This is a genomic window from Mitsuaria sp. BK041, assembly GCF_014193085.1.
GTDB lineage: Bacteria > Pseudomonadota > Gammaproteobacteria > Burkholderiales > Burkholderiaceae_C > Roseateles.
In genome coordinates this window covers 1,502,781-1,517,316 of the sequence record NZ_JACHYT010000002.1, presented here as the reverse complement: position 1 = coordinate 1,517,316, position 14,536 = coordinate 1,502,781, and the positions used below count along the sequence as shown (strand labels likewise).

Genomic DNA, 14,536 nt, shown 5'->3' with positions numbered 1-14,536 from the left:
CTGCGGCTACTGCTTCAGGCTTGGGATCCAGTATTCAAGTTGGGTAGCTCATAGAATGAGCCACCCCGAAATCGGTCAGCAGAAAGTCGGGGCTGACCCACCTAAATCTGTCAGGAGGCCCCCGCATGGATCGCACCGAGCGCTTCTACAAGATCGAGATGCTGATCCGCAGCCGCGGCTGCGTGAGCTTCGCGGAGATGCGCAAGCTGCTGGAGGTCTCGCCGGCGACGCTCAAGCGCGACCTGCAGTACCTGCGCGAGCGGATGGACGCGCCGATCGAATACGACGCCACGGAGAACGGCTATCGCTTCGGGCAGCAATGGCGGGGTCAGCGGCATGAACTGCCGGGCGTCTGGTTCAGCGAGAAGGAGCTGCACGCGCTGCTCACCATGCATCAGATGATGGCGGGTCTCGACGAGAACGGCCTGCTGAGCCGGCACCTGCAGCCGATGCTGGACAAGCTCACCGGCATGCTGGGCGGCGATGCCGCCGAGGCGCAGGAAATGACGCGGCGGATCAAGCTGATCTCGACGGCGCGGCGCCGTGTGCCGTCGGAGCATTTCGAGACCGTGGGCAGCGCGGTCGTGAAGCGCCAGCGGCTGCGGATGCGTTATCGCAAGCGGGGAGCGGGGGGCGGCTCGGTCAGCGAGCGCGTGGTGTCACCGCAGCGCCTGGTGCATTACCGCAATACCTGGTACCTGGACGCGTGGTGCCATGCCAGCGATGGGCTGAGACGGTTCGCGCTCGACGCGATGGAGGATGCGGAAGTCCTCGAAGGGCAGGCCGCGCGCAGCCTGCCGTTGAAAGAGCTCGAAGGGGAACTGGACCAGGGCTACGGGATCTTCGCGGGTGGCGATCCGCAATGGGCGACGGTGGTGTTCAGCGCGCAGATCGCCGCGTGGGTGTCGAGTGAGGAATGGCATCCGTCCCAGCGCAGCGAATGGCTGCCCGATGGACGCTGGCAGCTGGAACTGCCCTTCGTGGACGCGACGGAACTGCTGATGGACCTGCTGCGCCATGCCGGCCAGGTCGAGGTGCTAGCCCCGCCCTCGTTGCGCGAGGCTTACGCGAAGCGCCTTACCGCCGCTGCAGCTGCCCTTGCCTGAGCCCTTGTCCTCACGCCTGTCCGCGGTCTTCCTGAGCCTCTTGAGCCTCCTGCGCCTCATAGCGCGCCAACCGCTCGCTCTTCCAATAGACGTCATCACCCCCCTTGCCGTCGAGGTTGGCGCGATTGAGAACCCGCGCCAGCACGAACAGCAAATCCGACAACCGGTTCAGGTAGTGTCGCGGCGTGGCGTTGACGGCCTCGTTCGCGGCCAGCGTGACCACCGCCCGTTCGGCGCGGCGGGCGATGGTGCGGCAGACATGCGCGATCGCCGCGCTGCGGGTGCCAGCCGGCAGGATGAACTCCGCCAGGCGGGGCAGGGCGGCGTTGTGGTCGGCCAGCGCCTGGTCGAGGTGGAGCACCGCCGCTTCCTTGAGCAGGCTGTAGCCCGGCATGCACAGCTCGCCGCCCAGGTTGAACAGCTCATGCTGGATGGTGACCAGCAGTTCGCGCACCTCGTCGGGCAGCGGCTCGGCCAGCAGCACGCCGATCTGGGAGTTCAGTTCGTCCACATCGCCCATCGCCTGGATGCGCAGGTGGTCCTTGGGGACGCGGGTGCCGTCGCCGAGGCCGGTGGTGCCGTCGTCGCCGGTGCGGGTCGCGATCTGGGAAAGTCGATTGGCCATGGCGGATGCCGCGCGGGCTGCGGAAGTGCAAACCCGGCATCTTGCCGCAACTCGACCGGCAAGGCGGTCAGTTGCGGCTGCCGCTGCGATGGAAGACCGGGCGATGGTGCGACATGGCGGCGGCATGGCCATGCACGTCGTGCACGGTGTGTCTCGGGATGCCGACCGGCCGGGGCACATGCGGCGCCGGCTGACGGCCGCCGGGTTCGAGGTGGCCGCGGGCGGGCTGTCCGGGATCGATGTCCTCGTCGGCAGCGTCGCCGGGCAGGTGGCGGAGCTGATCCATCCACCAGACCCTCAGCCAATCCATGCGCAGGGTGGCCAGCACCACCAGCGCCAGCAGCAGGGCCCAGATCGTCCATAACCACAGGTGGGACATGGCGGACTCCTCGTGGCGCGCGACCAGGCGCGCGATCCGTTCATGCTGTCACTGTGCGGGTCGCGGCGCAAGCGGGACGATGCAAGTGAATGCAGCGACGCGTCTTCCTAGAATCCATCGCATCGACGAGCGATGACCCGCCGGCCGATCGGTGCTGCCGATCCGGGAACGGCGGCACCAGGAGACCACGATGAACGCGCCTCGAGAACTCGGTGACGACCAGGGAGACCCCGGCGCGCCGCACCAGCCGGTCTACGCCCCGCGCGCGATGCCGGCGGCGATGCTGGAGGCGCTGAAGGCGCGCTTCGGCGACCGCTGCAGCACCGCGATGGCCCTGCGCGAGCAGCATGGTCGCGACGAATCGCCCTTCGACGTGCCGCCGCCGGAGGCGGTCGTCTTCGCCGAAAGCAACGACGAGGTCGCCGCGGTGCTGGCCCTGGCCAACGCGCATCGCGTGCCGGTGATCCCCTACGGCGCCGGAACCTCGCTCGAAGGCCACCTGCTGGCGGTGCAGGGCGGCGTGAGCCTGGACCTGTCGCGGATGAAGCGCCTCCTCAGCGTCAACGCCGAGGACCTGACGGTGACCGTGCAGGCCGGCGTCACGCGCAACCAGCTCAATACGGAGATCCGGCACCAGGGACTGTTCTTCCCGATCGACCCCGGCGCGGATGCATCGATCGGCGGCATGTCGGCCACGCGGGCCAGCGGCACGAATGCGGTGCGCTACGGCACGATGAAGGAGAACGTGCTCGGGCTGACGGTCGCGACGCCGGACGGGCGGCTGATCCGCACCGGCTCCCGCGCGCGCAAGAGCAGCGCCGGTTACGACCTCACGCGCCTGTACGTCGGCAGCGAGGGCACGCTGGGCGCGATCTGCGAGATCACGCTGCGGCTGTACCCGCTGCCGGAGGCGGTGTCGGCGGCGGTCTGCTCGTTCGAGTCGATCGATGCCGCGGTCCGGACCACGATCGCGGTCATCCAGATGGGCGTGCCGATCGCGCGTTGCGAGCTGCTCGATGCCCACGCGGTGCGGGCGGTCAACCGCCATGACAAGCTCACGCTGCGCGAGGCGCCGATGCTGCTGATGGAGTTCCACGGCTCCGAAGCCGGCGTGGCGGAGCAGGCGGCCACCGTCCAGGAGATCGCCGCCGAGCACGGCGGCACCGGCTTCGAGTGGGCGACCACGCCGGAGGAGCGCACGCGCTTGTGGACGGCCCGGCATCACGCCTACCTGTCCGCGCTGCAGATGAAGCCCGGCTGCCGCGCGGTGACGACCGACACCTGCGTGCCGATCTCGCGCCTGGCGGAGTCGATCAATGCGTCGGTGGAGGAAGTCGAAGCCAGCGGGCTGCCGTACTTCATCGTCGGCCACGTCGGCGACGGCAATTTCCATATGGGCTACCTGATCGATCCCGCCATCCCGGCCGAACGCGAGACCGCCGAGGCGCTGAGCGCGCGGATGGTGGCGCGCGCGATCGCGCTCGAAGGCACCTGCACCGGCGAGCACGGCATCGGCCTGCACAAGCAGGGCTTCCTGCTCCAGGAGGCCGGGGAGGGCGCGGTCGATCAGATGCGAGCGCTCAAGCGGGCGCTCGATCCGAACGACATCATGAATCCGGGGAAGGTCTTCGCCTGATCAATGCTGCGGTGCCGGCACGCTCCACCGGCGCGTGACATCGCCGCGCGCATTGACGCTCTCCAGGTGGACGCCGAAGCCCCACAGGCGCGCCACATGCTTGAGCACTTCCTGGGCGTCGTCGTGCAGCGGGCGGTCCAGGTGCTGCTGGTGGCGCAGGGTCAATGAGCGGTCGCCTCTGAGGTTCACGTTCCAGACCTGGATGTTGGGCTCCCGCGTGGACAGGTCGTACTGCCGGGACAGGGTCTGGCGCACGTGCTGGTAACCCTGCTCGTCGTGGATCGCGGAGATCTCGTACTCCGCCTGGTGCTCGTCGTCCAGGATCGAGAACAGCCGGAAGTCGCGCATCATCTTCGGGCTCAGGTACTGCGCGATGAAGCTCTCGTCCTTGAAGTTGCGCATCGCGTGATCCAGCGTCGGCAGCCAGTCGCTGCCGGCGATCGCGGGGAACCATTCGCGGTCCTCGTCGGTGGGGTGCTCACAGATGCGCTTGATGTCGGTGTACATCGCGAAGCCCAGCGCATACGGATTGAGCTGCGCCATCGGCGGCTGGGCCACCACGTTGGTGTGGGACTTGAGCCACTCGATCATCATCCCGTCCGACAGGTAACCGTCGTCGTACATCGTGTTCAGCAGCTTGTGATGCCAGAAGGTGGCCCAGCCCTCGTTCATCACCTGGGTCTGCCGCTGCGGGTAGAAGTACTGCGCGATCTTGCGGACGATGCGGACGATCTCCCGCTGCCAGGGCTCCAGCAGCGGCGCATTCTTCTCGATGAAGTACAGCAGGTTCTCCTGCGGCTCGTCGGGGAAGCGCCGCTTCTCTTCCGCCTTGGCCTCGTCCTCGGGCCGGCGCGGCAGCGTGCGCCACATGTCGTTGACCTGCTGCTGGGCGTAGGACTCGCGGTCCTTGCGCATCGCCTGCTCCTGGGCTAGCGACAGCTTGGCCGGGCGGCGGTAGCGGTCCACGCCGTGGTTCATCAGCGCATGGCAGGAATCCAGCGTCGACTCCACCGCATCGAGTCCGTGGCGCTGCTCGCAGTCAGCGACATAGTTCTTCGCGTAGACCAGGTAGTCGATGATCGACGACGCATCGGTCCACATCCGGAACAGGTAGTTGTTCTTGAAGAAGCTGTTGTGACCGTAGCAGGCATGCGCGATCACCAGCGCCTGCATCGCCATCGTGTTCTCCTCCATCAGGTAGGCGATGCACGGGTCGGAGTTGATGACGATCTCGTAGGCCAGGCCCATCTGGCCGCGCTTGTAGTGGCGCTCGGTCGAGATGAACTCCTTGCCGTAGCTCCAGTGCCGATAGTTCACCGGCATGCCGACCGACGCGTAGGCGTCCATCATCTGCTCGGCGGTGATGACCTCCAGCTGGTTTGGGTAGGTGTCCAGGCCGTAGCGCTCCGCGGTCTGGCGGATCACCTCGTGGTACTGCTCGATCAGATCGAAGGTCCAGTCGCTGGGCGACTCGAGCGGCCGGTCGGGCCGCTTCTCCAGGGGCCGCATCTTCGTCAGCGGCGCGCGCACGCGGCGGCCGCCGTATTCGTTGGCGCCCACGCCCACGCCCACCTGGCGACGGTTCTCGAGACTGCTCATGGTGCTGTCCTCCGGCGTCGCGCTCACGCGGCCGCCCCTTCCTTCTTGAACAGGTCGCGGAAGACCGGATAGATCTGCGCGACCTCGACCGCCTTGCGCATCGCGAAGTGAGGCACGTCCTCCTCGAGCTTCGCGTACTCCTCCCACAGGTTCTGCTCGGCTTCCGCCACCTGCACGTAGGCGTAGTAGCGGCACAGCGGCAGGATCTTGTCGGCCAGCAGCTCGCGGCAGCGTCCGCTGTCGTGATGCCAGTTGTCGCCGTCGCTGGCCTGCGCGCCGTAGATGTTCCAGTCGCCGGAGGGGTATCGCGCCCGGATGATCTCTTCCATCAGGACCAGCGCCGAGGACACCACCGTGCCGCCCGTCTCCGTGGCGTGGAAGAAGTTCTGCTCGTCGACTTCCTGCGCCTGCGTGTGGTGGCGGATGAAGACGACCTCGATCTTCTCGTAATGCCGCGTCAGGAACAGGTAGAGCAGGATGAAGAAGCGCTTGGCCAGGTCCTTGCGGCTCTCGTCCATCGAGCCCGACACGTCCATCAGGCAGAACATCACCGCGCGCGTGGTCGGTTGCGGCACCTTGATGCGGTTGCGGAAGCGCAGGTCGATCGGGTCCAGGAAGGGGATGTTGGACAGGCGCTGGCGCAGCAGCACGATGCGGGCCTCGGTCTCCGCGACCAGCGCCTGGACCTCGGGCTTGCGCGCGTCCTCTTCCTGGGTGAGCGTCTGCAGCCGGGCTTCGAGCTCATGCAGCTCGCGCCGCTTCTCCATGCCCAGCGCGATGCGGCGCCCCAGCGCCCCGCGCATCGAGCGCACCACATGCAGGTTGGTGGGCGTGCCGTCGGTGACGTAGCCGGCGCGCACGGTCTTGTACTCGGGCGTTTCGGCGAGCGTGGTGCGCGCCAGGTTGGGCAGCGCCAGGTCCTCGAAGAAGACCTGCATGAACTCCTCCTTGCTGAGGTGGAAGACGAAGTCGTCCTCGCCCTCGCCGGAGTCGCTCGCCTGCGACCCGCCGCCGCCGCCCTGGCCGCCCTGCGGCTTGCCGATGCGGTCGCCCTTGATGTGCTCGGTGTTGCCGGGCCGCACCACCTCGCGGATGCCGCCCTCGCCGTGGCTGAAGACCGGTTCGCTCAGGTCGCGCTTGGGGATGTGCACGTCCTCGCCGCGCTCCATGTCCCGGATGCCGCGCTTGTCGACCGCCCGCCGCACCGCCTCGCGGATCTGGTCCTTGTAGCGGCGCAGGAAGCGCTCCCGATTCCCGATCGACTTGTTCTTGCCCGACAGCCGCCGATCGATGATCTGTTGAAGGCCTGTCATGTAGGGACCTTTCCGGTGGCGTCCGTTCGGCTCAGCTCGACTTCCGCACGCGCAGGTACCACTCGCACAGCAGCCGGACCTGCTTGGGCGTGTAGCCCTTGTCGACCATGCGCTGCACGAAGTTCTCATGCTTCTTGGCCTCGTCCGCGCTGGCCTTGGCATTGAAGCTGATCACCGGCAGCAGCTCTTCGGTGTTGGAGAACATCTTCTTCTCGATCACCGTGCGCAGCTTCTCGTAGCTGGTCCACGTCGGGTTCTTGCCGGCGTTGTTGGCCCGCGCCCGCAGCACGAAGTTCACGATCTCGTTGCGGAAGTCCTTGGGATTGCTGATGCCCGCGGGCTTCTCGATCTTCTCGAGTTCCGCGTTCAGCGCCGAGCGGTCGAACACCTCGCCGGTGTCGGTGTCGCGGTACTCCTGGTCCTGGATCCAGTAGTCGGCGTAGGTGACGTAGCGGTCGAAGATGTTCTGGCCGTACTCGCTGTAGCTCTCGAGGTAGGCGGTCTGGATCTCCTTGCCGATGAACTCGGCATACCTCGGCGCAAGCACCTCCTTGATGAAGCCGACGAATTTCTGTTCGGCTTCCTGAGGGAACTGCTCGCGCTCGATCTGCTGCTCCAGCACGTACATCAGGTGGACCGGATTGGCCGCCACCTCGGTCGAGTCGAAGTTGAAGACCTTCGACAGGATCTTGTACGCGAAGCGCGTGGAGATGCCGGCCATGCCTTCGTCGACGCCGGCGTAGTCGCGGTACTCCTGGATGGACTTGGCCTTGGGGTCGGTGTCCTTCAGGTTCTCGCCGTCATAGATCTGCATCTTGCTGAAGGCGCTGGAGTTCTCCGGATCCTTCAGCCGCGTGAGCACCGCGAACTGCGCCATCATCTTCAGCGTGCCGGGCGCGCACTTGGCCTCGGCCAGCGAGGAGTTGCGGATCAGCTTCTCGTAGATCTTCACTTCCTCGCTGACGCGCAGGCAGTAGGGCACCTTGACGATGTAGATGCGGTCGAGGAAGGCCTCGTTGTTCTTGTTGTTGCGGAAGCTCTTCCATTCGCTCTCGTTGCTGTGGGCGAGCACGATGCCGTCGAAGGGAATGGCGCCGAAGCCCTCGGTGCCCTTGAAGTTGCCTTCCTGGGTCGCCGTCAGCAGCGGGTGCAGCACCTTGATCGGCGCCTTGAACATCTCGACGAACTCCAGCAGCCCCTGGTTGGCCAGGCACAGGCCGCCGGAATAGCTGTAGGCATCGGGGTCGTCCTGCGCGTAGGTCTCGAGCTTGCGGATGTCGACCTTGCCCACCAGCGAGCTGATGTCCTGGTTGTTCTCGTCACCGGGCTCGGTCTTGGCCACGCCGACCTGCTTGAGCACGCTGGGCAGCCGCTTGATGACCTTGAACTTGCGGATGTCGCCGCCGTATTCGTCCAGGCGCTTGACCGCCCAGGGGCTCAGGATGCGATTGAGGTAGCGACGCGGGATGCCGTACTCGCGCTCGAGCAGCGGGCCGTCCTCGACCGGGTCGAACAGCCCGAGCGGGCTTTCGTTCACCGGGCTGTCCTTCAGCGCGTAGAAGGGCACGTGCTCCATGAGCTGCTTCAGGCGCTCGGCGATCGAGCTCTTGCCGCCGCCCACCGGCCCGAGCAGATAGAGGATCTGCTTCTTTTCCTCCAGCCCCTGCGCGGCATGGCGGAAGTAGCTCACGACCTGCTCGATCGCGTCCTCCATGCCGAAGAACTCGGCGAAGGCGGGATAGATCTTGATGACCTTGTTCTGGAAGATGCGGGACAGCCGCGGGTCGTTGCGCGTGTCCAGCATCTGGGGCTCGCCGATCGCCTTGAGCATGCGCTCGGCCGCGGTGGCGTAGGCAAGGGGGTTGCGCTTGCACTCGTCCAGGTACTCCTCCAGCGTGAGTTCCTCGACCTTGCTGCGTTCATAACGAGCCGCGAAATGGCTGATCACATCCATGCTGACCTCCGGAGTAGTTCGTAGGGAGGCGACGCGCGTCCAGGTGTGACCACGGACCTCGCATCGTCCAGGAAGTTCTGGCGACGTCCATGACTCAAGGCGTCATCAGAGCTTTCCGAGCTCAGCAAGCATTCAGCAAACGGCCAGCCCATGCTGGCCCAAAGTCCTTCGCCCTGTCGCGGATCGCGATCGACAACCTCAAGGGCGGCGCGGCTTTGGAGGCCATGCTACGCCCATCGAGAGCGATGCGCGATAGCAAGACGTGACCCCGTTGTACTCCCTCGTGCAACGTCTGTGAAGCACTGCCGTTGACGGCCCCCCGTGTGTGGGGCACCTGTGGGAAGTACGAAGAAGACAGCACGCGTCCCGCGTGCCATCCTCATGGATTGAGTCGACGGGCCGGCGCGCAACGCGGCCCGTCCGCCCTCACTCCTCCGCGCCTGGCGGACGCAGCTTTTGCAGCAAGCCGTTCAATTCGTCGAGCGAGCCGAAGCTGATCGCCACCTCGCCCTGTTCGCCGCGCTTGGTCTTCTTGCGGACGCGGATCTCGACCTGCGCCGTCAGCAGGTCCGACAGCTCTTCCTCGAGCCGCAGCACGTCGCGGCTCTTGTCCGACTTCACGCGCAGCAGCGGGGCCTGGCGGCCCGCGCCCTGCTGGCGCTGGACCAGCTTCTCGGCCTCGCGCACGCTGAGCTTCTTGGCGGCGATCTCGGTCGCGCTGGTGATCTGGTGGGCCCCGTCGAGCGCCAGCAGCGCGCGCGCATGGCCCATGTCGATGTCGCCGGCCATCAGCATGTTCTGGACCGGCTCGGCCAGGTTGAGCAGGCGCAGCAGGTTGGACGCCGCGCTGCGCGAGCGGCCCACCGCCTGCGCGGCCTGGTCATGGGTCAGGCCGAACTCGTCGACCAGCCGCTTCAGGCCCTGCGCCTCTTCCAGCGCGTTGAGGTCCTCGCGCTGGATGTTCTCGATCAGCGCCATCGCCGCGGCAGCCTCGTCCGGCACCGGCTTGACCAGCACCGGCACCTCGGCCAGCCCGGCCAGCCTGGCGGCGCGGAAGCGCCGTTCGCCGGCGATGATCTCGTAGCGGACCGCGCCCTGGGGCGCGATCGGGCGCACCAGGATCGGTTGCATGATCCCTTGCGCCTTGATGCTCTCGGCCAGCTCATACAGCGAGCCCTCGTCCATGCGCGTGCGCGGCTGGTACTTGCCGGCCTGCATCTGCGCCAGCGGCAGCACGCCGGGTTCGCCTTCGCGCACCGCCGGTGCGTCGCTCACTTTGGGGCCCAGCAGGGCCTCCAGGCCCATGCCCAGGCCCTTGGGTTTCTTTGTCGCCATGGGGCGCGATTCTCCGTGATTCCTTCGCTCTTCCGACGGCCCCCGCCGACCACCTTGCGGGGGAGGGCTCGCGGCCGACCGGGCGCCTCAGCGGGCGAGGCGCTGCAGCATCGCCCGCCCTTCCGGCCAGGCACCGAGTCCGGACGCCGCGTTCAGGTGGCCGAGCGGGCCCGCCAGGACGAATTCGGCACCCCAGTCCGCGGCCATGCCGGCGGCGCGTTCGGGGCGGCAGAAGGGGTCGTCGGTGGAGGCGACCACGATCGCCGGGAACGGCAGGCGAGGGCGGCGGATGGGCCGCCAGTTGTGCAGCTGGGGCGGGGTGTCCTCGCGCTCGGTGTCGGGCGGCGCGACCAGCAGCGCGCCGGCCACCAGGCGCGTGTGGCTGGAGTGGTCGGCCCAGGCCGCCACCAGCTGGCAGCCCAGGCTGTGGGCGACCAGCAGCGCGGGCCGTTCGACCAGGCGCGCATCCTGCTGGAGCACCTCGTCCAGGCGCGCCATCCAGTCGCCGCGGCGAGGCCATTCCCAGTCGTCCTGTTCGACACGCGTGTCGCCATGGCGGCGTTGCCACTCGCTCTGCCAATGGTCGGGATCGGAATTCAACCAACCCGGAAGCAGGTAGACCGGACCCGCCAAAAGGGGATCGTCGAGGTCATTCGAGGGAAGGGCGTGCTGTGACATCTGTTGGCCTTATGCTTCGCGCTTTCTTTGGCGCCATCGGGGAAGGGCCCCGGCGGCAGCGGATTTTGCAGGAGCGGCGATGAAGTACGCGGTGTATGTCGACGGGCAGGAAGGCACGACCGGCCTGCGCATCAATGAATATCTGGCGCAGCGCGCCGACATCGAGGTGCTGCGCATCGACGCCGACAAGCGCAAGGATCCCGCCGAGCGCGCCCGGCTGCTCAACGCTGCCGACGTCGCCTTCCTCTGCCTGCCGGACGCCGCCTCGCGCGAGGCGGCGGCGATGGTGACCAATCCCAAGACCTGCCTGATCGACGCCAGCACCGCGCACCGCACCGCGCCGGGGTGGGCCTTCGGCCTGCCGGAACTGGCCAAGGGCCAGCGCGCCAGGATCCGCGAATCGAAACGCATCGCCAACCCCGGCTGCCATGCGAGCGCCTTCATCCTGGCGGTGCGCCCGCTGGTCGATGCCGGCCTGCTGTCGCCCGACGCGCTGGTGACCGCGACCTCCATCACCGGCTACTCCGGCGGCGGCAAGTCGATGATCGCGGAGTACGAGGCCGGCGGTCAGCCGAAGCTGACGGCGCCGCGTCCTTACGCGCTGGGCCTGGCCCACAAGCATCTGCCGGAGATGATGGCCCACACCGGCCTGAAGCAGGCGCCGGTGTTCATGCCGATCGTCTCCAACTTCTACAAGGGCTTGGCCGTCACGGTGCCGCTGCACCTGAGCCAGCTGCGCGCCGGCACGACGCCGCAGCAGGTCCGCGACGCGCTGGCTGCGCATTACGAGGGCGAACGCTTCGTCCACGTGAAACCGCTGCGCGACCCGGACACGCTGGCGGGTGGCTTCTTCGACGTGCAGGCCTGCAACGACACCAACAACGTCGACCTTTTCGTCTTCGGCAGCGAGCAGCAGGTCCTCGTCATGGCGCGTCTGGACAACCTGGGCAAGGGCGCCAGCGGCGCCGCGGTGCAGAGCATGAACGTGCACCTGGGCGTCGACGAATCGCTGGGCCTGACCGGTCCGGACCTCAACAGCATCTGATGGCGGATCCGACGCGGATCGCCAGCCGCGAATGGCGCCGGGATGGCGCCGTTCCGCAGGCTGACCTGGACGCCATCCGCGACGGCGTCATCACCCACGGACGCCAGCAGACCCAGGGCAGCGACGCCCGCGACATCGCGGTGGCGCTTTACGACGGCGACGCGCTGATCGCCGGCGGTTTCGGCCGCACGGAGTTCCAGCGGCTCTACATCAGCTACCTGTGGGTCGATGCGGACCACCGCGGCCAGGGCTTGGGCGGCGACTGCCTGCGCCAGCTCGAGGCGCTGGCCCTGCAGCGCGGCTGCGTCGATGCGCTGATCGAAACCTTGCTGGACGAGGTTGCCGAGCTCTACGAGCACCTCGGCTACGCCTGCATCAGCCACGTCCACGACTTCGTGCCGGGCTTCACCCGGCACACCTTGCTGAAGGTCTGGCAGGCGCGCGACTGAGCCTCGCCGCGCGAGGCGAGGGCGCTCAGGCCCAGGCGCGAGGATCGTCGCTGCGGTAGTGGTAGCGGTAGGCCTGCAGGAAGCCCAGGCGGGCATACAAGCGCTGCGCGGCGTCGTTCTCGGCGCCGACCTGGAGATAGGCCGTCGTGGCGCCCTCCACGCGCGCCTGGGCCAGGAGCGCGGCGCAGAGCCGATGGCCGTGCCCACGACCGCGTTGATCCTCGGGCGTGAAGATGTCGAAGAGTCCCGCCATGCCGCCCACCGAGGTGCCGGCCGGCCCGGGATCGATGGCCACCTGACCGCAGGCGAGCAGCACGCCATCGCGTTCCAGCTTGAAGGCCTGATGACGCACGCTGGCTTCTTCGAGGCGCCGCGCATGGCCGGTGATCTCCTCGACGCTGGAGCGGCGCAGCGCGCCGATCAGTGCAGCGTAGTCGGCGGCGGAAAGCGGCGTCAGCGGGTCCGACGGACCGGGCTCGTCGAAGCCGTCCAGGGACGGCAGCACCATCACATCGGCCGGATCGAAGCGATGCCAGTGCATCGCGGCGAGGCGGTCGTCGAGGTCGTCCGGTTGGCTGAACGGGGTGAGGCGCAGGATCAGCGGCAGCCCGGCCTGCTCGAAGCTGACGCGGCAGCGGCGCAACAGCTCTTCCAGGGGAAGCGATCCCCCCGCAAGGGGGTTCACACAGCGAGACCGCTTGGCCTTGCCCGGCGACAAGCGCAGCAGCCACCCCTCCACCTGGGCTTCACGTGGCGCCGACGCTGCGTTGAGACCGGCCAGTTCGGCGCGGCGGGCGAGGGCGTCCAGTTCCGGCGACATCGATGGGACGCGCTCAGCGCATGCCGCCGACGCGCTTCACCATTTCCTTGGCGAAGTCGATGAAGGCATGCGCACCCTTGGATCCACCATCGAAGACCACGCCGGGCAGACCGTAGCTGGGCGCTTCGGCAAGACGGACGTTGCGGGGGATGACGGTGTCGAAGACCTTCTCGCCGAAGTGCGCCTTCAGCTGCTCGCTCACCTGCTGCTGCAGGGTGATGCGCGGATCAAACATCACGCGCAGCAGGCCGATGATCTGCAGGTCCGGGTTCAGGTTGGCGTGGATCTGCTTGATCGTGTTGACCAGGTCGGTCAGGCCCTCCAGCGCGAAGTACTCGCACTGCATCGGCACGACCACACCGTGGGCCGAGCACAGGCCATTGAGCGTCAGCATGGACAACGAGGGCGGGCAGTCGATCAGGACGAAGTCGTAATCCTGCGCGGCGGCGGCCAGCGCGGTCTTCAGGCGCTGCTCGCGGCGTTCCAATTCGACCAGCTCCACCTCAGCGCCCGCCAGTTCCCGGTTGGCGCCCAGCACGTCATAGCCAGCCTTCTCGCTGCGCTGCCGGGCTTCGGCGATGGTGGCCGATTCCAGCAGCACGTCGTAGACAGTGAGGGCCAGGGCGCGCTTGTCGATGCCCGACCCCATCGTCGCGTTGCCCTGCGGATCCAGGTCGACCACCAGCACGCGCTGGCCGACCTTGGCCAGGCCGGCGGCCAGATTCACGGTGGTGGTCGTCTTGCCGACGCCACCTTTTTGGTTCGCAACGCAAAAGATCTTGGCCATGAATGCTGGGAGAACGAACTCGGGAGAGGGCGCAGCTTAACCGCTGGCGCAAGGGTCGGCGACGCAGAGTCGCCGGGAGAGGGCGACCTCAGGCTGCGGATGTCGCTTCCGCCCCAATGGGGCGAATCCAGAGCAGGCAGCGCTGGGCGTCAAGCCCGGGCACGATCAGCTGTTCCACGTGAAACACGCTCAGGTCCGGGGCCCGTTGACGGAGTTCAGCAAGCTCCTCGACCGGTTGCTGCCCCTTCATGGCTGCCCACACGGCGCCGGGCTTCAGGTGCATGCGGGTCCACTCGGTGAAATCCGCCAACGAGGCGAAAGCCCGCGAGGTGATGACGTCGAACGGCGCCGTCTTCAGCTGCTCCACGCGGGAGTGCTCTGCATGCAGATTGGGCAGGCCGATCTCCGCCGCGACCTGAGCGATGAAGAATGCCTTCTTGCCGACGGTGTCGACGCAGGTCACATCAATGCTCGAATCGCAGATCGCGATCACCACGCCAGGCAAACCGCCACCGCTGCCGACGTCCATCAGGCGAAGCGGCTGGCCGGCGGCATGGCGGCGCAGGGGAGGGATCAGGCTGAGGCTGTCGACCAGATGCTGGGTGAGCATGGCCTCGGGATCCCGGACGGCCGTCAGGTTGTAGACCTTGTTCCACTTCGACAGCAGCTGGAGGTAGGCGATCAGCTGATCCAGCTGCTGGTCGTTCAGACCGAGCGCCAAGGTCTGGGCGGCGGCGGCAAGTCGGGAGCGCAGGTCGAGGTCGGTCATCAACGGCGTGGTCGGTCGATTCAGGATCGGAACGTGGGAAG

14 protein-coding genes are annotated in these 14,536 nt (G+C 67.3%); 4 read left to right on the top strand and 10 right to left on the bottom strand.

Annotated elements, in window-relative coordinates; all coding sequences use genetic code 11:
• The first annotated feature begins 125 nt into the window (after window positions 1-125).
• Window positions 126-1,106 carry a YafY family protein gene (locus FHT38_RS22590; protein WP_183493294.1) on the top strand — a complete coding sequence of 327 codons (981 nt, stop codon included), beginning with the start codon at window positions 126-128 and terminating at the stop codon, window positions 1,104-1,106.
• A 10-nt stretch (window positions 1,107-1,116) separates the two neighbouring features.
• On the opposite strand, the gene FHT38_RS22585 is transcribed toward FHT38_RS22590, so the two are convergent.
• Together FHT38_RS22585 and FHT38_RS22580 are read right to left on the bottom strand one after the other, a co-directional pair.
• Window positions 1,117-1,731, bottom strand: a complete 615-nt coding sequence (locus tag FHT38_RS22585) for a cob(I)yrinic acid a,c-diamide adenosyltransferase (RefSeq protein WP_183493293.1) — start codon at window positions 1,729-1,731, stop codon at window positions 1,117-1,119.
• Between the two features lie 67 nt (window positions 1,732-1,798).
• Window positions 1,799-2,110 carry a hypothetical protein gene (locus FHT38_RS22580; protein WP_091729652.1) on the bottom strand — a complete coding sequence of 104 codons (312 nt, stop codon included), beginning with the start codon at window positions 2,108-2,110 and terminating at the stop codon, window positions 1,799-1,801.
• Window positions 2,111-2,378: 268 nt separating this feature from the next.
• Between FHT38_RS22580 and FHT38_RS22575 the strand changes: the two genes are divergently transcribed.
• Window positions 2,379-3,746, top strand: coding sequence for an FAD-binding oxidoreductase (locus FHT38_RS22575; protein ID WP_255488971.1), 1,368 nt, complete (start codon window positions 2,379-2,381; stop codon window positions 3,744-3,746).
• Here FHT38_RS22575 and FHT38_RS22570 read toward each other — a convergent pair whose 3' ends face one another.
• From FHT38_RS22570 to FHT38_RS22550, 5 genes are all read right to left on the bottom strand, one after another.
• A complete protein-coding gene (locus FHT38_RS22570; protein ID WP_254783525.1) occupies window positions 3,747-5,255 on the bottom strand; it encodes a SpoVR family protein in 1,509 nt (502 codons plus the stop codon).
• A 113-nt stretch (window positions 5,256-5,368) separates the two neighbouring features.
• Complete coding sequence (locus FHT38_RS22565; RefSeq protein WP_183493291.1) at window positions 5,369-6,658, bottom strand: YeaH/YhbH family protein; 1,290 nt, start codon at window positions 6,656-6,658, stop codon at window positions 5,369-5,371.
• A gap of 31 nt (window positions 6,659-6,689) precedes the next feature.
• Window positions 6,690-8,612 (bottom strand): PrkA family serine protein kinase, encoded by a 1,923-nt coding sequence (locus FHT38_RS22560; RefSeq protein ID WP_091729643.1) that lies wholly within the window; start codon window positions 8,610-8,612, stop codon window positions 6,690-6,692.
• Window positions 8,613-9,038: 426 nt separating this feature from the next.
• A complete protein-coding gene (locus FHT38_RS22555) occupies window positions 9,039-9,947 on the bottom strand; it encodes a ParB/RepB/Spo0J family partition protein (protein WP_091729640.1) in 909 nt (302 codons plus the stop codon).
• A gap of 87 nt (window positions 9,948-10,034) precedes the next feature.
• The gene (locus FHT38_RS22550; protein WP_091729637.1) at window positions 10,035-10,625 is read right to left on the bottom strand and encodes an alpha/beta hydrolase; all 591 of its coding nucleotides are present in this window, start codon (window positions 10,623-10,625) and stop codon (window positions 10,035-10,037) included.
• Window positions 10,626-10,704: 79 nt separating this feature from the next.
• Here FHT38_RS22550 and argC point away from each other — a divergent pair, with 79 nt between their 5' ends.
• Both argC and FHT38_RS22540 read left to right on the top strand, forming a co-directional pair.
• Window positions 10,705-11,670, top strand: a complete 966-nt coding sequence (argC, locus tag FHT38_RS22545; protein ID WP_183493290.1) for an N-acetyl-gamma-glutamyl-phosphate reductase — start codon at window positions 10,705-10,707, stop codon at window positions 11,668-11,670.
• Window positions 11,670-12,119 (top strand): GNAT family N-acetyltransferase, encoded by a 450-nt coding sequence (locus FHT38_RS22540; protein ID WP_183493289.1) that lies wholly within the window; start codon window positions 11,670-11,672, stop codon window positions 12,117-12,119. The genes argC and FHT38_RS22540 overlap by 1 nt, the downstream gene beginning before the upstream one ends.
• A gap of 25 nt (window positions 12,120-12,144) precedes the next feature.
• Here the strand turns inward: FHT38_RS22540 and FHT38_RS22535 are convergent, their stop codons facing one another.
• The 3 genes from FHT38_RS22535 to rsmG form a co-directional block, all read right to left on the bottom strand.
• Window positions 12,145-12,939, bottom strand: a complete 795-nt coding sequence (locus tag FHT38_RS22535; RefSeq protein ID WP_183493288.1) for a GNAT family N-acetyltransferase — start codon at window positions 12,937-12,939, stop codon at window positions 12,145-12,147.
• 13 nt (window positions 12,940-12,952) lie between these two features.
• Window positions 12,953-13,726 (bottom strand): ParA family protein, encoded by a 774-nt coding sequence (locus FHT38_RS22530; RefSeq protein WP_091729619.1) that lies wholly within the window; start codon window positions 13,724-13,726, stop codon window positions 12,953-12,955.
• 88 nt (window positions 13,727-13,814) lie between these two features.
• Complete coding sequence (rsmG, locus tag FHT38_RS22525; RefSeq protein WP_183493287.1) at window positions 13,815-14,495, bottom strand: 16S rRNA (guanine(527)-N(7))-methyltransferase RsmG; 681 nt, start codon at window positions 14,493-14,495, stop codon at window positions 13,815-13,817.
• Window positions 14,496-14,536: the final 41 nt, after the last annotated feature.